Origin of the sequence: Marinactinospora rubrisoli, from assembly GCF_042664915.1 — a bacterium.
Classification (GTDB): Bacteria; Actinomycetota; Actinomycetes; order Streptosporangiales; family Streptosporangiaceae; genus Marinitenerispora; species Marinitenerispora rubrisoli.
Window position 1 is genome coordinate 364,868 of sequence record NZ_JBHTBH010000007.1, and the last position, 18,881, is coordinate 383,748.

An 18,881-nucleotide genomic window follows, 5' to 3' on the forward strand; every position below is an offset into this window, starting at 1 on the left:
CACCCGATTCGGGCGTTGTGCGACGTCCGGACCCTGCGAGGTCCTAGGATGAGACGACACGCGAGAAGTGCTGGGAAGGGTGTCATGACGCAGCATCTGACGGGGGCCGACGCGAAGGTGTTGCCGCCCGGACTCACCTACGACGACGTCCTGCTGGTCCCGGCGTACTCGGACCTGCAGCCGGGTGAGGCCGACACCAGCACCCGGCTGTCGCGCAACATCCGGCTGCGCATCCCGCTGGTCTCCGCCGCCATGGACACCGTCACCGAGGCGCGCATGGCCGTGGCCATGGCCCGCGAGGGCGGGGTCGGCGTGCTGCACCGCAACCTCTCCGTCGAGGACCAGGCCGCCCAGGTCGACCTGGTGAAGCGCTCGGAGGCCGGCATGATCACCTCGCCGGTGACCTGCCGCCCCGACGACACGCTCGCCGACGTCGAGGCGCTCAGCGCGCACTACCGCATCTCCGGCGCGCCGGTCACCGACGACGAGGGCCGGCTGGTCGGCATCGTCACCAACCGCGACATGCGCTTCGAGGACGACCGCACCCGCAAGGTGCACGAGGTCATGACCCCGATGCCGCTGATCACCGCGCCGGTGGGCGTGTCCCGCGAGGAGGCGTTCCGGCTCCTGCGGGACAACAAGGTCGAGAAGCTCCCGCTGGTCGACTCCGGCGGGCGGCTGCGCGGCCTCATCACCGTCAAGGACTTCACCAAGAGCGAGCAGTACCCGAACGCCACCAAGGACGCCGACGGCCGCCTGGTCGTGGGGGCCGCGGTCGGCGTCGGCCCGGAGGCGGAGCGCCGGGCGCACGCGCTGGTCGAGTCGGGCGCGGACTTCCTCGTCGTGGACACCGCGCACGGGCACTCGTCCGGGGTGCTGGAGATGGTCGCCAAGCTCAAGGCCAACACCCGCGCCGACATCGTCGCCGGCAACATCGCCACGCGCGCCGGAGCGCAGGCACTGGTCGACGCCGGCGCCGACGCCGTCAAGGTCGGGGTCGGGCCGGGCTCCATCTGCACCACCCGCGTCGTCGCCGGGGTCGGCGCACCGCAGGTCACCGCGGTGCTGGAGGCGGCCAAGGCGGCCGTTCCGGCGGGCATCCCGGTCATCGCCGACGGCGGGCTGCAGTACTCCGGCGACATCGCCAAGGCCATCGTGGCCGGAGCCAGCACGGTGATGCTCGGCAGCCTGCTGGCGGGTGTGGAGGAGAGCCCGGGCGAGCTGATCTTCATCAACGGCAAGCAGTTCAAGTCTTACCGGGGCATGGGGTCGCTCGGCGCGATGCGCGGGCGCTCCTTCTCCAAGGACCGCTACTCCCAGGCCGACGTCGCCACCGAGGAGAAGCTCATCCCCGAGGGGATCGAGGGCCAGGTTCCGTACCGCGGTCCGCTCTCGGCGGTGGCGCACCAGCTGGTCGGCGGACTCCGGCAGTCCATGTGGTACGCGGGCGTGCGCGCGGTGTCCGACCTCCGCGATCGCGGACAGCTCATGCAGATCACGTCGGCCGGGCTGAAAGAGAGCCACCCCCACGACATCCAGATGACGGTCGAGGCGCCGAACTACCACGGCCGCCGCTAGCGCGCCGGGGAGTCCGCCGCCGGCCGCGCCCGCGGTGCGCCGGCGGCCGGTGGCCGTGCCGATCGGCTCTGGTCAGCCGCCGTCCACAGGCACGGGGGTGGATCCGGGACCGCGGCGGTGCCGGCGGGTAAACTCACCGCGGCAGGGCCGCCGGCGGGTCTCCGCCGGCGGAAGGCATGAGAGGGGATCGAAGCGGTGGCGCAGGTTGAGATCGGGCTGGGCAAGAGCGGGCGTCGCGCCTACGAGCTCGACGAGATCGGAATCGTGCCCGCCCGGCGTACGCGCGACCCCGAAGAGGTCTCCATCGCCTGGCAGATCGATGCCTACCGGTTCGAGACCCCGCTGGTGGTCAGCCCTATGGACAGCGTCGTCTCGCCGAAGACCGCCGTGGCCGTCGGCCGTCTCGGCGGCCTGGGCGTGCTGGACCTCGAAGGGTTGTGGACCCGGTACGAGGACCCCGAGCCGCTGCTGGCCGAGATCCCCGAACTCGATGACGCCGCGGCCACCAGACGGCTGCAGGAGATCTACGCCGCGCCCATCCAGGAGGACCTGATCGGGCGGCGCATCGAGGAGATCCGCGAGGCGGGCGTCATCACCGCCGCGCGGCTGTCGCCGCAGCGCACCGCCCAGTACCACAAGGCCGTCATCGACGCCGGAGTGGACATCTTCGTCATCCGCGGCACCACGGTCTCCGCCGAGCACGTCTCCGGCCGCGCCGAGCCGCTCAACCTCAAGCAGTTCATCTACGAGCTCGACGTCCCCGTCGTCGTCGGCGGGTGCGCCACCTACACCGCGGCGCTGCACCTCATGCGCACCGGAGCCGCCGGCGTGCTGGTCGGCTTCGGCGGCGGCTCGGGCCACACCACCCGCAGCGTGCTGGGGGTCGCCGTCCCCATGGCGAGCGCCGTCGGCGACGTGGCCGCCGCCCGGCGCGACTACCTCGACGAGTCCGGCGGCCGGTACGTGCACGTCATCGCCGACGGCGGCATGACGCACAGCGGCGACATCGCCAAGGCGCTGGCGTGCGGCGCCGACGCCGTCATGGTCGGCTCGCCGCTGGCCCGCGCCGCGGAGGCGCCCGGCCGCGGTTACCACTGGGGGAGCGAGGCGCACCACCACGAGCTGCCGCGCGGGCAGCGGCTGAACGTCGGCACCATCGGCACCCTGGAGACCATCCTGCACGGCCCGGCCTCCACCAGCGACGGTTCGATGAACCTCATGGGCGCGCTGCGGCGCACCATGGCCACCTCCGGCTACACCGACCTCAAGGAGTTCCAGCGGGTCGAGGTCGTCGTCAACCCGCACTAGGTGTACTGATCACTGAGGTCGGTCACACCCACCCCGACTGAACAACGCAAGAGGGCCTCCGGTGCCGGTGTGGATGTCTGACGTCCCACCAGCCGGAAGGCCCCGACGTTACCCACCACACCGCCGAACTCAGCCTGGACCACGCCACCGTCCGCACCGTGCGCCGTTACGAGCGCGAACGGCCCGGCGAACCGGTGCACGTGGACATCAAGAAGAGCCGAAACATCCCCTCCGGCGGCGGCCACCGGGCACTGCGACGCCCCCATGACCACGGCATCCGCGCACCCGGCCGTACCGGCCCCAGACCAACGGCAAGGCCGAGCGGTTCAACCGGATCCTGGCCGAGGAATGCGCCTACGCCCGCCTTTACAGGTCAGAAGTCACTGGCCGTTGTCGTCACCGCCGGGCGGTGTGCGGCCGCGCGATCCGAAGCGGTCATGGAATGCGTCGGCGTGGCGGCGCACAGCGGGGACGGCCCGGCGCGCACGGGTCCGGAGCGGATGCGCGCCCGCGAGTCCGGAAGCAGCGGCGGTCCGCGCCGGCCGGCGCGGGGAAGCGGCGGTCCCCGAACCGGGCGGCCCGGGGGCGGCCGTCGGACCCAGGCGGCGCGGCGGGCGCGGCGCGCGCACGGGAGAATCGTGCGTATGCCCTTCTCGCTGGACGCACTGTTGACCGCCCTCTCCGACCTCCCGCCGTTGCTGGTGGCCGGGGCGGTCCTCGTGTTCATGGCGCTGGAGACGACCGCGCTCGTCGGCTTGGTCGCCCCCGGTGACCCGGTGGTGCTCGCGGCCGGAACTGGCGTGACGAGCGCCGGCGAGTTCGCACTGGTCACGTCGGGGACGCTGGTGGGGGCGCTGCTCGGCGAGAGCGGCGGGTACCTCGTCGGCCGCCGGTTCGGCGACCGGTTCCGCCACAGCCGTATGGGGCGGTGGATCGGCGAGGACCGGTGGGCGCACGCCGAGGAGATCCTGGCACGGCCGCGCGGTGGGCTGGCGATCGTCGGATCACGGTTCGTCGCCGTGGTGCACGCCCTGGTCCCGATTCTCGCGGGGACGGTCGGCATGCCGTACCGGCGTTTCCTGCCCTGGGCGGCCCTCGGCAGCGCCCTGTGGGCGCTGCTGCACGTCGGGCTCGGTGCGCTCTTCCGCCTCTCCTACGGCGACGACGCCGGCGGCCTGGGGTGGCTCACGGTGGCGGTGCTGGCCGGCGGGGTCGCCCTGATGGCGCTGAGCGGCCGGCGTCCCCGCCGCGGCGAGGCCGCCCCGCCTCCGGCCGCCACCGTGCCGCCCGGCCCGTAGGCCGTCCCTGCCGCGGCCGGGACGGGACCGTCCGGCGCCGGAGACGATGGTGGAGACGGCCACCCTCCGTCCACAGGGTGACTTCCCGCTGGCCGCACCGAGACGGGGTCGAGTAGTTTCTCGATGACCGACCGCATTTCGCCCGTCCCGGCATCGAGCGAGGCATCCGTGACCACCCCCTCTCGCACCCCCGACCCCGGCTCACCGCCCCGGCTGGAGGAGCCACCCGACCGCGCGGCGCCGTCCGTGCGGCGGTCCGCTCTCGTGGCGGCGGCCGCGGTGCTCACGTCGCTCGGGGTCACCGCCGGCATCCTCGGCGCGGTCTCCGGCGTCACCCGCTCCGCCGCGCCCACCGCCCCGCCGCCCGGCTCCCGGGAGGCCGGTGGGCAGGTCGACACCCTCCCCGGTGGGCCCGGCGCCCACGCCGAGCCCACCGGCACCGAGGACGGCGCGCGCTCCACCGGCGAAGGCCCCGACGACCGCCCCTTCCCCGGTCCCGGCGACCCTGCCGCCCGGATCAGCCCCGAGTGGCTGGACCGCGTCGCGGAGGCCGCGGGGATTCCGTCCCGGGCGCTGCAGGGGTACGCCGCGGCGCAGTTGCGGTTGGTGGAGGAGGAGCCCGACTGCCAGGTCTCCTGGCCGACCCTGGCCGCCATCGGGCACATCGAGTCGTGGCACGGCGGCTACGCCGGAGGCGAGATCGGCGCGGACGGGCGCACCACGGTCGACGTCATCGGCATCCCGCTCGATGGCACGAACGGCACCGCGGCCATCCCCGACACCGACGAGGGCCGGCTGGACGGCGACCCCGAGTGGGACCGCGCGGTCGGGCCCATGCAGTTCATCCCCGCCACCTGGGCGCGGTGGGGCGCCGACGGCGACGGTGACGGCCGCGCCGACCCGCACGACATCGACGACGCCGCGCTGACCGCGGGCCGCTACCTGTGCGCGGACGGCCGCGTGCTGACCGACGCCGCCGACTGGCAGGCGGCCGTCCTGTCCTACAACCGGTCGGACGCCTACGCCGCCGACGTGCTGGCCGCGGCCAACGGCTACGCGGCGGCCGCCGGCTGAGCACACCGGCGTGGGGGTTCCCGAACGGCGCGAAACGGCGTTATAGCCTGATGGCCCGGGTAGATCGTGGGTAATCGCCTGACAGGTACCCGTCTTGGAGGGGCAGGACATGACAGCAGCGCGGCTGGGTCCAGAGGAGCGCGCCGCGGCGCTCGCGCACATGGCCGGCAACGAACTCGACCTCCTCGTCATCGGAGGTGGGATCGTCGGCGCCGGAGTCGCGTTGGACGCGGTCTCCCGGGGGCTGAGCGTCGGCCTGGTCGAGGCGCGCGACTTCGCCTCCGGCACCTCCAGCAGGTCGAGCAAGCTGATCCACGGCGGGCTGCGCTACCTGGAGCAGCTCGACTTCGAACTCGTGCGCGAGGCGCTGACCGAGCGCGGACTGCTGCTGCAGCGGATCGCCCCGCACCTCGTGCGGCCGGTGCCGTTCCTGTACCCGCTGCGCAACCACGTGTGGGAGCGGGGGTACGTGGGCGCCGGCGTCACGCTGTACGACACGCTCGCGCTGTCCATGGGTTCGGCCCGGGGACTGCCGCACCACCGGCACGTCACCCGCGGTGGCGCCATGCGGCTGTTCCCGGCGCTGCGCCGCGATGCCCTGGTCGGCGCGGTCCAGTACTGGGACGCCCAGGTGGACGACGCCCGCTATGTGGTGACCGTCCTGCGCACCGCCGCGACCTACGGCGCCCGGATCGCATCGCGGGCCCAGGCGGTCGGGTTCCTCCGCGAGGGCGAGCACGTCACCGGTGCCCAGGTGGTGGACCTGGAGACCGGCGAGGAGATCGCGGTGCGCGCCAAGCAGGTGGTCAACGCCACCGGCGTGTGGACCGACGACATCCAGGAGATGGTGGGCGGCCGCGGCCAGATCCACGTGCGCGCGTCCAAGGGCATCCACCTCGTGGTGCCCCGCGACCGGATCCAGGCGTCGTCCGGGCTGATCCTGCGCACCGAGAAGAGCGTGCTGTTCGTCATTCCGTGGGGCCGGCACTGGATCATCGGCACCACCGATACCGACTGGGACCTGGACAAGGCGCACCCGGCGGCCAGCCGCACCGACATCGACTACATCCTCGACCACGTCAACCAGGTGCTCCGGGTGCCGCTCACCCGGGACGACGTCGAGGGCGTGTACGCGGGACTGCGGCCGCTGCTGTCCGGGGAGTCCGACGACACCTCCAAGCTGTCGCGCGAACACACCGTGGCGCACCCGGTGCCGGGGCTGGTGCTCATCGCCGGGGGCAAGTACACCACCTACCGCGTCATGGCCAAGGACGCGGTGGACGCGGTCGCCCACGGCCTGGGTGGGGGCGTCCCGGAGTCGGTCACCGACCGCGTCCCGCTGGTCGGCGCCGACGGTTACGCGGCGCTGTGGAACCAGCGCCGCACCATCGCCCGCCAGTCGGGCCTGCACGTGTCCCGGGTGGCGCATCTGCTGCGCCGTTACGGCTCGCTGATCCACGAGGTGCTGGCCCTGATGGCCGAGCGTCCCGACCTGCGCGACCCGCTCACCGGCGCCGACGACTATCTGCGCGCCGAAGTGGTCTACGCGGCGCGCTACGAGAGCGCCCGCCACCTCGACGACGTGCTGTCCCGGCGCACCCGCATCTCCATCGAGACCTGGGACCGCGGCATCGCCGTCGCCGAGGAGGCCGCCGCCCTGATGGCCGAGCCGCTCGGCTGGACGGAGGAGCAGGTCAAGCGCGAGGTGGAGTACTACCGCAAGCGCATCGAGGCCGAACGCGCCGCCCAGGAGCAGGAGAACGACCACGAGGCCGACGCCGTCCAGCACGGCGCGCCGGACATCGTCCCGCAGGCTCAGCGGGTGCCGGCGTCCTGACGACGCGGGGACCGGACGGCGGTCCGGCCCCCGCAGGCCCCGCGGCCCGGCCGGGTGGGGGACGAGCCCCGGCCGGGACACGGAGTGGGGCCAGGGCCGGGGGCGCGCCCTGGTGGGTGGAAGGCGACGTGGCCGGTCCTCGAAGCGGGTCGTCCGCGGACGGACCGTGACGTTCGGTGCCCGGACGAGGGCGTTTCCGGCGGTGGTCCCGGCCGCTCAGCGCCCTGCCGGCGCGGCCGGTGTCGGCGGCGGGGAGCCGGGTGTTCGCCTGTCACCAGCGGTTATCCGGATCGTGCGGGTCGGTGCGGGCGCGCCCTCCGACGTGGCCGGGCGGGTTCCTGGCACCACAAGATCTCCCTCCGTGTGCACGCCGCGTGATCGCCGAGAGACGAAGGTAGGACACAACGCGGGAGAGCGCACCCGGTGCGAACCCGCCACGCGGCGCGGCCTGTCCGGAATCGGCCAAAGATCGTGACTCTCGCGATGCGCCATTCCCAGCGAATTCTCATAGTCACTGTTCGAAAGCGCTCATGAATTTCCCAGGGAGTGACTGCGCGTGAAATATGATTTAGGCCACAATTGTCAGAGTTGTGGCCTTTTGGAGTTATATGTTCCCTGATTCTGTTTCATGGAGATTATGGGGATTTACGGGGTATCGGGACCTCGCCCAGACGCCGGTGAGCGGAAAACCCCTCGATCTTCCGCCCCTCGCTGCCGCACACTGGCGCTGTGCTGCTGACGATCTCCACCACCCATCGAGCCGCCACCGACCTCGGGTTCCTGCTGCACAAGCATCCCGACCGGGTGCAGTCGTTCCCGCAGTCCTACGGGACCGCGCACGTCTGCTACCCCGAGGCGGGAGAGGAGCGGTGCACCGCCGCGCTGGTGCTCGACGTGGATCCGCAGGCCCTCCTGCGGTCCCGAGGGTCCGCGCGCGGCCCGGACTTCGCGCTCGCGCAGTACGTCAACGACCGGCCGTACGCCGCGTCGTCGCTGTTCGCCGTCGCGCTGGGTGACGTCTTCCGCAGCGCGCTCAAAGGCCGGTGCGCGGCGCGCCCGGAGCTGGCGGGCACCGCGATCCCGCTCACCCTGCGGCTGCCGGCCGTCGCCTGCCGGGGCGGCCCCGACGAGGCGCGCCGGATGTTCGAACCGCTCGGCTGGCAGGTCGAGGCCACGGCGGTCCCCCTCGACCCCGGGTTGCCCGGATGGGGAGACTCCCACTACGTGAACCTGACCCTCACGGGGACGGCCCGGCTCGCCGACGCGCTCAGCCACCTCTACGTGCTGCTCCCCGTACTCGACGGCGCCAAGCACTACTGGGTGAGCGGCGACGAGGTCGACAAACTGCTGCGGGCGGGCGAGGGCTGGCTCGCCGACCACCCCGAACGGGGCGGCATCGCCCGCCGCTACCTGGCGCGGCGGCAGCGGCTGGTCCGGGAGGCCATCGCTCGGCTCGCCGAGGTCGACGACACGGTGGACACCGCCGAGACCGGCGGCGATGCCGACCCGGTGGTCGAGGAGCCCGACGACCGCGAGGCCGGGGCCTCGCTCGCCGAGCAGCGGGCCGGCGCCGTGCTCGCCGTGCTGCGGGCCGAGCGGGCGTGCCGCGTCATCGACATCGGGTGCGGGTCCGGCAAGCTGGTCGCCCGGCTGCTGGACGACGCCCGGTTCGAGCGCGTCACCGGAGTCGACGTGAGCACCGCCGCCGTCGACTGGGCGCGGCGCCGGTTGCGGACCGACCGCATGCCGGAGCAGCGGGCACGGCGGCTCGACCTGTTCGTGGGCTCGGCGCTGTACCGCGACCGCCGCTTCACCGGCCACGACGCCGCCGTGCTCATGGAGGTGGTCGAGCACGTCGACCCGTCCCGGCTGCCCGCGCTGGAACAGGCCGTGTTCGGGCACGCCGCGCCGCGCACCGTGGTGGTCACCACGCCCAATATCGAGTACAACGTCCGCTACGCGGGCCTCGCGGCTTCCGCCGACGCACCGCCGGAGGCTCCCGGACGGCTCCGGCACGCCGACCACCGCTTCGAGTGGACCCGCGCGGAGTTCGCCGCCTGGACCGGCTCCGTCGCCGAACGGTACGGCTACCGGGTCCGGCACCTTCCCGTCGGCGACGTCGACCCCCAACTCGGACCGCCGACCCAGATGGGAGTGTTCACCAGATGACCGCCCCAGACGACCACTCGCCATTCCGGGCGGACGAGCCGCGCCCGCCGGCGCCCGCCGGGCGGGTCCTGAACATCCCCGAGACCGGGCTGGTGGTGCTCGTCGGAGTCTCCGGCTCGGGCAAGTCGACCTTCGCCGCCCGGCACTTCCGGCCGACCCAGGTGATCGGCTCCGACTTCTGCCGCGGACTGGTCAGCGACGACGAGAACGACCAGAGCGCCAGCGCCGACGCCTTCGAGTTGCTGCACCACATCGTCGGCACCCGGCTGCGGCGCGGCCTGCTCACCGTGGTCGACGCCACCAACGTGCGCCAGCAGACCCGCGCGCCACTGCTGCGGCTCGCCAAAGAACACGACATGCTCGCCACCGCCGTCGTCCTCGACGTGCCCGAGAGCCTCGCCCGGGACCGCAACCGGGCGCGCGCCGACCGCGACTTCGGCGACCACGTCATCTCCCGGCAGCGCCGCGACCTGCGGCGCGGCCTCGGCAGGCTCGACAAGGAGGGGTTCCGCAAGGTCCACGTGCTGCACGGCGCGGAGGAGATCGACGCGGCCACCATCGAGCTGGAGAAGGCCTGGAACGACCGCCGCCACCTCACCGGCCCGTTCGACGTCATCGGCGACGTGCACGGGTGCCGGGCGGAGCTGGAGGACCTGCTCGCCCGGCTCGGCTACCGGATCGAGCGCGACCCGGCCGGCCGCGCGATCGGCGCCCGCCACCCGCACGGCCGCACCGCCGTCTTCGTCGGCGACCTGGTCGACCGCGGCCCCGACACCCCCGGCGTGCTCCGGCTCGCCATGGGCATGGTCGCGGCCGGCAGCGCCCTGTGCGTCTCGGGCAACCACGAGAACAAGCTGGTGCGCGCGCTGCGCGGCCGCAAGGTCACCGTCGCCCACGGCCTCGCCGAGTCGCTGGCGCAGCTCGACGCCGAGACCGCGCAGTTCCGGGCCGCCGTGCTGGAGTTCTGCGACGGCCTGGTCAGCCACTACGTCCTCGACGGCGGCCGACTGGTGGTCGCGCACGCCGGGCTGAAGGAGGAGTACCACGGCCGGTCCTCGGGTCGCGTGCGCTCCTTCGCGCTGTACGGCGAGACCACCGGCGAGACCGACGAATACGGGCTGCCGGTCCGGCACCCGTGGGCCCGCGACTACCGGGGCTCGGCCACCGTCGTGTACGGGCACGTGCCCACGCCGGAGCCCGAGTGGGTCAACAACACCATCTGCATCGACACCGGCTGCGTCTTCGGCGGCCGGCTCACCGCGCTCCGCTACCCGGAGCGCGAGCTGGCGCAGGTCCCCGCGCAGCGCGTCTGGTACCGGCCCGCCCGGCCGTTCCCCGCGTCCGGCGGCGCCGCACCGGCCGCGCACCCGGAGCGCGAGTCCGGGATGCTCGACATCCGGGACGTCCTGGGCGACGACTCCGGCCCGGACGTACGGGTCGAGACCGCGCACGGCCCGGTGAGCGTGCAGCGGCCCAACGCACTGGCCGCGCTGGAGGTCATGACCCGGTTCGCGGTCGACCCCCGGTGGCTGCTGCACCTGCCGCCGACCATGGCGCCCGCGCCCACCTCCGCCGACCCCGGCCTGCTGGAGCGGCCCGCGGAGGCGTTCGCCCACTACCTGGCCGACGGCGTCGAACGCGTCATCTGCGAGGAGAAGCACATGGGGTCGCGCGCGGTGATGGTGATCTGCCGCGACGGAGCCGCCGCCGAGCGCCGTTTCGTGCCGGGTGCGCCGGGGGTGATCCACACTCGGACCGGCCGGCCGTTCTTCGCGGACGCGGAGACGGAGGCGGCCCTGCTCGCCGAGATGCGCGACGCCATCGGGGCCGCCGGGCTGTGGGCGGAGCTGGACACCGACTGGCTGGCCCTCGACGGCGAACTGCTCCCGTGGTCGGCCAAGGCCGCCGGGCTCATCCGCGAGCAGTACGCCGCCGTCGGCGCCGCCGGCCGGGCCGCGCTGCCCGCCGTCGCCGACGTGCTCGGCGCCGTGGCCGCGCGCGGGCTCGACGTCGCCGAACTCGCCGGCAAGGTGGCGCGGCGCGCCGCCGACATCGAAGCGTTCAGCGCGGTCTACCGCCGCTACACCTGGCCGACGGAGGGCACCGCCGGGCTGCGTTACGCCCCGTTCGCGGTGCTGGCGGGCGAGGGCCGGTCCTTCGCCGACCGCGACCACCTGTGGCACATGAGCGTCGCCGAGCGGCTCGCCGGCCACACGCCGCGCGTCCTCACCACGCGATACCGGGTCGTGGACGTCACGGACCCGGCCGCTGTGGAGGCGGCCGGCGCCTGGTGGCGGGAGCTGGTGGACGGCGGCGGCGAGGGGATGGTCGTCAAGCCGCTGTCCGGCGCGCTGACCCGTGGCCGGCGCGGCCTGGCCCAGCCGGGTCTGAAGGTGCGCGGTCCGGAGTACCTGCGGATCATCTACGGCCCCGACTACCTGGAGCCCGACCGCCTCCACCGGCTGCGCGACCGCAGGCTGGGCCGCAAGAGCGGCCTCGCGCTGCGCGAACACCGGCTCGGCCTGGAGTCGCTGGCCCGCCACGCCCACGGTGAGCCGTTGTGGCGGGTGCACCAGCCGGTCTTCGGCGTGCTCGCGCTGGAGTCGGAGCCGGTGGATCCCCGGCTGTGACGCCGGCCAGTGACCGCCCCGTGCAGGCGCGGGCAGCGGGTCAGCGGCGAGACTCCGGGCCCGAACGCGCCGCAGACGCTGTCCGGGCGGCGCCGGAGCCTTGCGGGGACCGTACCGGCTGCGGCGGCGGAACCGGCCGGGGGCGCGGCGCGTCGCAGATCGTGGGTGGCCGGGCCCGGCCACCCACGATCCGGCCGACTTGGCGCCGGCTGCCCTCTCACCTGGAGGTGACCGGATGCACCGCCCTGGCGTTCCCGAGGACCTGGAGCCCCCGCACGTACTGTGGGCCCGCGCGGCGACGGTGGCCGTCGCCGCCCCCTACAACGAGCACATCCTCGATGAGGAGGGCCTGTACTTCGAGGGCGGCGGATTCTCCTGGTGGTGGCGCATCACGCTGGCGCCCGACGGTGAGGCCGTCTTCAGCGGTCAGGACTCCGACGGCAGCCACACGCACCTACGGGACGACCCCGTGGATCTGCTGTCCGGACTGCCGGACCGGCTGAGCTGGCCGCAGTTGCGTGCCGACCTGCGCGACCGCGTTCTCGGTTACGTCTACTGGTACACCGGCGGCGCCTGGCACCGGGTCGGCTACCCCGATGATGTGGTCGATGACGGTCTCGCCATGTCCTTCGACTTCCTCGCCGGCGACGAGCGGGTGGTCGAACTGCTCCTGGCGGAGGGCTCCGGTTCTCCGGACGCCGACCGCACCGTCACCCGCTTCCTCACCGGAGCCCGGACCCGCAGCCTTCAGCCCGCCGACGTGACCGCCCTGCTGACCGCCGTCGACCCGGAGGCCGCCGCCGATCCCAAGCGGCAGGACGCCGCCCTGGACGTGGCCCGCCGCGCCGGGCTCCTCTCCGGCAGCACGGCACCGTTGCTCGGCTCGACTCCGGCCGGGTGAGAACGGCGTGCGCCGACGGCCGAGGCGCGATGCGCCGTCCGCTCGGCCCCACCCCCGACTCCGCCCGATCTCCTGTCTGCGCACTCGCCTGCGCCCCGCTTCGGCGGCGGGCACCGGCGTCCCGCGTCGGCTCCCGCCTATCCTTGGGGCGGCGGCACCACCGTGCGGCCGAGCCGATCCCCAGGGTGGACCATGAACGTACTGCTCACCGGAGGCGCCGGCTACATCGGCAGCCACGTCGCCGTGGAACTGCTCCAGCACGGCCATGACGTCGTCGTCCTCGACGCCCTGTACAACGGCGCGGTCGAGGCGATCCGGCGGGTCGAGCGCATCACCGGGCGGAGCGTGCCCGTCCACGTCGGCGACTGCGGGGACGCGACGCTGGTCGACAAGGTCTTCGCCGAGCACCCGATCGACGCGGTGGTGCACTGCGCCGGCCTGAAGGCTGTGGGCGAGTCCGTCCGGGAGCCGCTGCGCTACTACCGCACGAACCTCGACGCGCTGCTGACGCTGTGCGAGGTGATGGACGCCCACCAGGTGCGCCGGATGGTGTTCAGCTCGTCGGCCACCGTCTACGGCGATCCCGCCACCGTCCCGGTGCCGGAGTCCGCGCCGCTTCGGGTGACCAACCCCTACGGTGCCACCAAGCTCTTCGCCGAGCGGATCCTGGCCGACCTCGCCACCGCCTCCCCGGACTGGCACGTGGTGATGCTGCGGTACTTCAACCCGGTCGGCGCCCACGAGAGCGGGCTGATCGGCGAGGATCCCGACGGTGTGCCGAACAATCTCTTCCCATACCTCGCCCAGGTGGCGGCGGGCCGCCGGGACGAGCTGCTGGTGTTCGGCGACGACTACGACACCCCGGACGGCACCGGCGTGCGGGACTACCTGCACGTGGTCGACCTCGCGCGCGGCCATGTCGCCGCCATCGAGCACCTCGGCGACGCACCGGGCTGCCGCGCCTACAACCTGGGGAGCGGCCGGGGCGTGTCCGTGCTGGAGGCGATCGCCGCCTTCGAGCGGGCGTCCGGCCGGACGATTCCGCACCGGGTGGTCGGCCGCCGTCCCGGTGACGTCGCGGTCTGCTACGCGGACCCCGCGCTGGCCAACCGCGAGCTGGGCTGGCGGGCCGCGCGGACCGTGGAAGAGGCGAGCGCGGACGCCTGGCGCTGGCAGTCGGCCAACCCGCGCGGGTTCCGGGACTGATCCGGCGGCCCCGGCCCTCAGGCGGAGGTGGGCTCCTGCCGGGCCGGCTCCGTGCGCACGTGCTCGGGGAGCAGCCCCACCGCCAGCATCTTCGGCGGAATCCGCCGCAGGAACGGGGACTCCGCCACGGCGCGCAGCAGGTGCAGCCGTGGCGTCCGGGAGTTCAGCGAGCGGCCGATGATCTGGGTCTGCAGTAGACGCTGGATGGTCTGTGTGGCCACGGTCGGCGTCCAGCGACGCCGTTGCACCCTGGCGAGCAGCACCTCCGGGAGCGGCCGGTGCCGGCCGCTCTCCTGCGCCCGCAGCAGGTCGTCGGTGAGGATGTTGGCGGCCGCGACGGCGTCCTGAACGGCGAGGTTGATGCCGACCCCGCCCACCGGGCTCATGGCGTGCGCGGCGTCGCCGATGAACAGCAGGCCGGGACGGTACCAGCGCGTCAGCCGGTTCACGGCGACCTGGAGCACGGCGCCGCGGTCCCAGCCGTCGAACTCCTCGATGCGGTCGCCCAGGTAGGGGAGCAGTTCCCGCAGGTCGGCGCGTACGTCGGCGATCCCCCTCTCCCGTACCTGCTCGTACCCGCCTTTGGGCACCAGGTAGGCGACCTGCCAGTTGTCGCCCCTGTCGATGGCCACGGCCATCTTGCCCTGGCCGAGCCGTCCCTGCAGGCCCTCGGGCCCCTCGGAGTCCCGCGAGACGCGCAGCCACAGGACGTCCATCGGCGCACCGAACTCGATCGGCGTGAGTCCCGCCGCCTCGCGGAGCAGGGAGTGCCGGCCGTCGGCCGCGACGGTCAGATCGGCGCGCAGTTCGTGCTCCCCGTCGGCGTCGCGGTAACGCAGACCGCGCACGGCCCCGACCTCGCGGATGAGACCGGTGACCTTCGACTCCATGAGGAGCCGGAAGTTCGGGCGGCGACGCGCGTGTTCGGTGAGCAGGTTGAGCAGGTCCCATTGCGGGACCATCGCGATGTAGGGGTAGCGCGGATGGACACCGTCCAGGGTGAACGACGCGGACCTGCCGTCGGTGGTGGTGAACGCCAGACGGTCGACCTTGCGGTGCGGCATCCGCAGGAAGCCTTCGATGAGGCCGAGCTCGTCCAGTACCTGCAGCGTGGAGGGGTGCACCGTGTCCCCGCGGAAGTCGCGCAGGAAGTCGGCGTGCTTCTCCAGTACCACCGTCTCGACTCCGGCGCGGGCCAGGAGCAGGCCCAGGAAGACGCCGGCGGGGCCGCCTCCGGCGATGGCGCAGGTCGTGGATTCGGTGTTCGCGGTCATTGCGGACTCCCAACGTGCGTACCGGCGATTAATTCAACACCTAATGAAATTCAACCCCTCCCGGCCCGATCCGTCCAGTGCGAAGTTCCATCCGGCCGCTGTCGGCCGTCACCGTGGGACCCCACCGGAACTCCGCGCAGGTCCCGGGGCAGGGCGCCTCGGAGACCGAAAAGCGGTGTATCGCAACGGTTACCGTTGGGTAGTCACGGGCAGGGCCACGAACTAAGCTTTCGACATGGGCCACGCGACGACCAGAACCGCCGACTCCGCGACGCTCGACCCCGCGCTCATCGCGCGGCTGACGCGGCACGTCGTCAGCGCCTCCGGCGTCACCGCCACGACCGCCGCCCCCTTCACCGGCAAACCACTGGCCGAGCTGCCCGTCTGCTCCGCCGAGGACGCTGCGGCCGCGTTCGCCCGCGCGCGCGTGGCCCAGCGGTCCTGGGCCGCCATGTCCGCGCGCGACCGCGTCGAGCCGTTCCTGCGCTTCCACGACCTCGTCCTCGACCGCCAGCGGGAGATCCTCGACATCCTGCAGTGGGAGACCGGCAAGGCCCGCCGGCACGCCTTCGAGGAGGTCTACGACGCCGCCGCCTGCACGCTGCACCACGCCCGGCACGCTCCGGGCCTGCTGCGCCGGCGGCGCACCGCGGGCGCCATCCCCGCCGCCACCCGCACCTACGTGCACCGGCAGGCCAAGGGCGTCGTCAGTGTCATCACACCCTGGAACTACCCGCTCAGCCTCCCGGTAGCCGACGCCGTTCCGGCCCTGCTCGCCGGCAACGCCGTGGTCGCCAAACCCGACACCCAGACCGCGCTGAGCGCGCTGTGGGCCATCGACCTGCTCGTCGAGGCCGGACTTCCCGAGGGCCTGTGGCTCCCGGTGCTGGGTGAACCCGCCGAAATCGGCGACGTGCTCGTGGACGAGGCCGACCACGTCGCCTTCACCGGCTCCTCCGCCGCCGGCGCCCGGGTCGCCCAGCGCGCCGCCGCGCGGCTGATCGGCTGCTCGGCCGAACTCGGCGGCAAGAACCCGATGATCGTCTGCGAGGACGCCGACCTCGACCGCTCCGTCGCCGGCGCCCTGCACGCCTGCTTCAGCAACGCCGGCCAGCTCTGCGTCTCCATGGAGCGCGTGTACGTGCACCGGTCGCTCTTCGACGCGTTCGCCGAACGTTTCACCGCCGCCGCGCGCGGGATGCGGCTCGGCGCCGGATTCGACTTCGGCGCCGACATGGGCTCTCTCACCCTCCAGCGCCAGCTCGACCGGGTCACCGAGCACGTCGACGAGGCGCGCGCCAAGGGCGCCGAGGTGCTCACCGGCGGCCGGCCGCGCCCCGACATCGGCCCGCTCTTCTACGAGCCCACCGTGCTCACCGGCGTCACCGAGGAGATGGCCGCCTGCACCGAGGAGACGTTCGGCCCCGTCGTCGCCCTCTACCCGTTCGCCGACGAGAACGAGGCCGTCCGGCGGGCCAACGACACCGACTACGGGCTCAACGCCAGCGTGTGGACCCGCGACGTCGCGCGGGGCCGCCGGATCGCCGAACGCGTCCAGGCCGGCAGCGTCGGCGTCAACGACGGCTACGGTGCCGCGTTCGCCAGCTACGGAGCCCCCAGCGGCGGCATGAAACGGTCCGGGCTGGGCCGCCGGCACGGCGCCGAGGGCCTGCTCCGCTTCACCGAACCGCAGGCCATCGCCAGCCAGCACGTCGTCCCCATCACCGGCCCGCCCGGCATGGACGGCGCGGCCGTCGCCCGGCTGATGACGGCCGGATCCCGGCTGCTGAAGCGGCTGCGCATCCGCTGATCCCGGCGGCCGAGGACAGCAGCGCCGCCCGCGCCGCCATCTCCGGGGGCTGCCACGGCGCCCGCCCGCGGGTCCTAGACTGGAACCGATCCATCTCTACCTGCGGGAAGGCCGTTACGTGTCCGTTGCCGGTGCTGCCGACAGCACGTTCGACACCGTCCTCGTCGTGGACTTCGGCGCGCAGTACGCGCAGCTGATCGCGCGGCGGGTGCGGGAATGCCACGTGTACAGCGAGATCGTCCCCTCCACGATGCCGGTGGAGGAGATGCTCGCCAAGAACCCCAAGGCCATCATCCTGTCCGGCGGGCCGTCCTCCGTCTACGCCCCCGACGCCCCGCAGACCCCCGTAGGGCTCTTCGAGACTGGCGTCCCCACGTTCGGCATCTGCTACGGCTTCCAGGCCATGGCCCAGGCCCTCGGCGGAACGGTCGCCAGGACCGGGCTGTCGGAGTTCGGCCGCACCGTGTTCCGGGCCGAGACCGAAGGACTGCTCTTCGCCGGACTGCCCGCCGAGCAGAGCGTGTGGATGTCGCACGGCGACTCCGTGACCGACGCCCCCGCCGGGTTCCGCGTCACCGGAAGCAGCGACGGCGCGCCCGTGGCCGCCATGGAGCACACCGAGCGCGGGCTGTTCGGCGTGCAGTTCCACCCCGAGGTCCTGCACAGCGAGCACGGCCAGGCGGTGCTCCGGAAGTTCCTCTACGAGGGCGCCGGGTGCCGGCCCACCTGGACCATGGTCAACATCGTCGACGAGCAGGTGGAGCGCGTGCGCGCCCAGGTCGGCGCCAAGCGCGTCATCTGCGGGCTGAGCGGCGGGGTCGACTCCGCCGTCGCCGGCGCCCTCGTCCAGCGCGCCGTCGGCGACCAGCTCACCTGCGTGTTCGTCGACCACGGGCTGCTCCGCAAGGGCGAGGCCGAGCAGGTCGAGAAGGACTTCGTGGCCGCCACCGGGGTCTCCCTCAAGGTCGTCGACGCCCAGGACCGGTTCCTGTCCGCGCTGTCGGGGGTGCGCGACCCCGAGGAGAAGCGCAAGATCATCGGCCGCGAGTTCATCCGCGTCTTCGAGCAGGCGGCCCGCGAGGTCGTCGAGGAGGCGGGCGCGGCCGGCGAGGAGGTGGAGTTCCTGGTCCAGGGCACGCTCTACCCCGACGTCGTGGAGTCCGGCGGCGGCACCGGCACGGCCAACATCAAGTCGCACCACAACGTCGGCGGTCTCCCCGACGACCTCCAGTTCACCCTGGTGGAACCGCTGCGCGAGCTGTTCAAGGACGAGGTCCGCCGGGTGGGCGAGGAGCTCGGCCTGCCCGCGGAGATCGTGTGGCGGCAGCCGTTCCCCGGCCCCGGCCTCGGCATCCGTGTCATCGGCGAGGTCACCCGGGACCACCTCGACGTGCTCCGCGAGGCCGACGCCATCGCCCGCGAGGAACTGTCCCGCGCCGGGCTGGACCGCGACATCTGGCAGTGCCCGGTCGTGCTGCTCGCCGACGTCCGCTCCGTGGGCGTCCAGGGCGACGGGCGCACCTACGGCCACCCGGTGGTGCTGCGCCCGGTGACCAGCGAGGACGCCATGACCGCCGACTGGTCACGGGTGCCCTACGACGTGCTCGCCACGATCTCCAACCGCATCACCAACGAGGTGCGGGAGATCAACCGTGTCGTCCTGGACGTCACGAGCAAGCCGCCGGGCACCATCGAGTGGGAGTGACGCGTGTGGGGCCGCCCAAGGGCGGCCCCACGTCGTTGCGGCTTCCCCGTGCCCGGTCCGGAACGGCGGGTGCGCTCGACTGCGGACGGAT

12 protein-coding genes and 1 pseudogene are annotated in these 18,881 nt (G+C 73.3%); 12 read left to right on the forward strand and 1 reads right to left on the reverse strand.

The features are described 5' to 3' along the window. Positions 1 to 84: 84 nt before the first annotated feature. The 10 genes and pseudogenes from guaB (at position 85) to galE (ending at position 14,001) form a co-directional block, all read left to right on the forward strand. Positions 85 to 1,578: an IMP dehydrogenase gene (gene guaB / locus ACFQRF_RS16955; RefSeq protein WP_379872061.1), complete on the forward strand. Its 1,494-nt coding sequence runs from the start codon at positions 85 to 87 to the stop codon at positions 1,576 to 1,578. Between the two features lie 195 nt (positions 1,579 to 1,773). Continuing rightward, a complete protein-coding gene (locus ACFQRF_RS16960; protein ID WP_379872062.1) occupies positions 1,774 to 2,886 on the forward strand; it encodes a GuaB3 family IMP dehydrogenase-related protein in 1,113 nt (370 codons plus the stop codon). A gap of 274 nt (positions 2,887 to 3,160) precedes the next feature. Continuing rightward, positions 3,161 to 3,265 (forward strand): annotated as a pseudogene (locus ACFQRF_RS16965) (integrase core domain-containing protein); the annotation flags it as partial. 265 nt (positions 3,266 to 3,530) lie between these two features. Next, complete coding sequence (locus ACFQRF_RS16970; protein WP_379872063.1) at positions 3,531 to 4,184, forward strand: DedA family protein; 654 nt, start codon at positions 3,531 to 3,533, stop codon at positions 4,182 to 4,184. A gap of 168 nt (positions 4,185 to 4,352) precedes the next feature. Continuing rightward, positions 4,353 to 5,258 carry a lytic transglycosylase domain-containing protein gene (locus ACFQRF_RS16975; protein ID WP_379872064.1) on the forward strand — a complete coding sequence of 302 codons (906 nt, stop codon included), beginning with the start codon at positions 4,353 to 4,355 and terminating at the stop codon, positions 5,256 to 5,258. 109 nt (positions 5,259 to 5,367) lie between these two features. Next, entirely contained in the window at positions 5,368 to 7,095 is a 1,728-nt protein-coding gene (locus tag ACFQRF_RS16980) for a glycerol-3-phosphate dehydrogenase/oxidase (protein WP_379872065.1), read from the forward strand. A gap of 729 nt (positions 7,096 to 7,824) precedes the next feature. Then, complete coding sequence (locus tag ACFQRF_RS16985; protein ID WP_379872066.1) at positions 7,825 to 9,264, forward strand: 3' terminal RNA ribose 2'-O-methyltransferase Hen1; 1,440 nt, start codon at positions 7,825 to 7,827, stop codon at positions 9,262 to 9,264. Continuing rightward, positions 9,261 to 11,894, forward strand: coding sequence for a polynucleotide kinase-phosphatase (locus tag ACFQRF_RS16990; RefSeq protein ID WP_379872067.1), 2,634 nt, complete (start codon positions 9,261 to 9,263; stop codon positions 11,892 to 11,894). Before ACFQRF_RS16985 ends, ACFQRF_RS16990 begins: the two co-directional genes overlap by 4 nt. Positions 11,895 to 12,129: 235 nt before the next feature. Next, positions 12,130 to 12,795 (forward strand): hypothetical protein, encoded by a 666-nt coding sequence (locus tag ACFQRF_RS16995; RefSeq protein WP_379872068.1) that lies wholly within the window; start codon positions 12,130 to 12,132, stop codon positions 12,793 to 12,795. Between the two features lie 192 nt (positions 12,796 to 12,987). Then, complete coding sequence (gene galE / locus ACFQRF_RS17000; RefSeq protein ID WP_379872069.1) at positions 12,988 to 14,001, forward strand: UDP-glucose 4-epimerase GalE; 1,014 nt, start codon at positions 12,988 to 12,990, stop codon at positions 13,999 to 14,001. Positions 14,002 to 14,018: 17 nt separating this feature from the next. Here galE and ACFQRF_RS17005 read toward each other — a convergent pair whose 3' ends face one another. Then, the gene (locus tag ACFQRF_RS17005) at positions 14,019 to 15,275 is read right to left on the reverse strand and encodes an FAD-dependent oxidoreductase (RefSeq protein ID WP_379872070.1); all 1,257 of its coding nucleotides are present in this window, start codon (positions 15,273 to 15,275) and stop codon (positions 14,019 to 14,021) included. Between the two features lie 235 nt (positions 15,276 to 15,510). Here ACFQRF_RS17005 and ACFQRF_RS17010 point away from each other — a divergent pair, with 235 nt between their 5' ends. Both ACFQRF_RS17010 and guaA read left to right on the forward strand, forming a co-directional pair. Continuing rightward, complete coding sequence (locus ACFQRF_RS17010; protein ID WP_379872071.1) at positions 15,511 to 17,085, forward strand: succinic semialdehyde dehydrogenase; 1,575 nt, start codon at positions 15,511 to 15,513, stop codon at positions 17,083 to 17,085. 118 nt (positions 17,086 to 17,203) lie between these two features. Then, positions 17,204 to 18,790 carry a glutamine-hydrolyzing GMP synthase gene (gene guaA, locus ACFQRF_RS17015; RefSeq protein ID WP_379872072.1) on the forward strand — a complete coding sequence of 529 codons (1,587 nt, stop codon included), beginning with the start codon at positions 17,204 to 17,206 and terminating at the stop codon, positions 18,788 to 18,790. The last annotated feature ends 91 nt before the right edge of the window (positions 18,791 to 18,881 follow it).

What these genes read in the sequence shown, in the direction of transcription:
- guaB (WP_379872061.1), top strand. Translation starts at nt 85, where the DNA reads ATGACGCAGCATCTGACGGGGGCCGACGCGAAGGTGTTGCCGCCCGGA.
- ACFQRF_RS16970 (WP_379872063.1), top strand. Translation starts at nt 3,531, where the DNA reads ATGCCCTTCTCGCTGGACGCACTGTTGACCGCCCTCTCCGACCTCCCG.
- ACFQRF_RS16980 (WP_379872065.1), top strand. Translation starts at nt 5,368, where the DNA reads ATGACAGCAGCGCGGCTGGGTCCAGAGGAGCGCGCCGCGGCGCTCGCG.
- ACFQRF_RS16990 (WP_379872067.1), top strand. Translation starts at nt 9,261, where the DNA reads ATGACCGCCCCAGACGACCACTCGCCATTCCGGGCGGACGAGCCGCGC.
- ACFQRF_RS16995 (WP_379872068.1), top strand. Translation starts at nt 12,130, where the DNA reads ATGCACCGCCCTGGCGTTCCCGAGGACCTGGAGCCCCCGCACGTACTG.
- galE (WP_379872069.1), top strand. Translation starts at nt 12,988, where the DNA reads ATGAACGTACTGCTCACCGGAGGCGCCGGCTACATCGGCAGCCACGTC.
- ACFQRF_RS17005 (WP_379872070.1), bottom strand. Translation starts at nt 15,275, where the DNA reads ATGACCGCGAACACCGAATCCACGACCTGCGCCATCGCCGGAGGCGGC.
- ACFQRF_RS17010 (WP_379872071.1), top strand. Translation starts at nt 15,511, where the DNA reads ATGGGCCACGCGACGACCAGAACCGCCGACTCCGCGACGCTCGACCCC.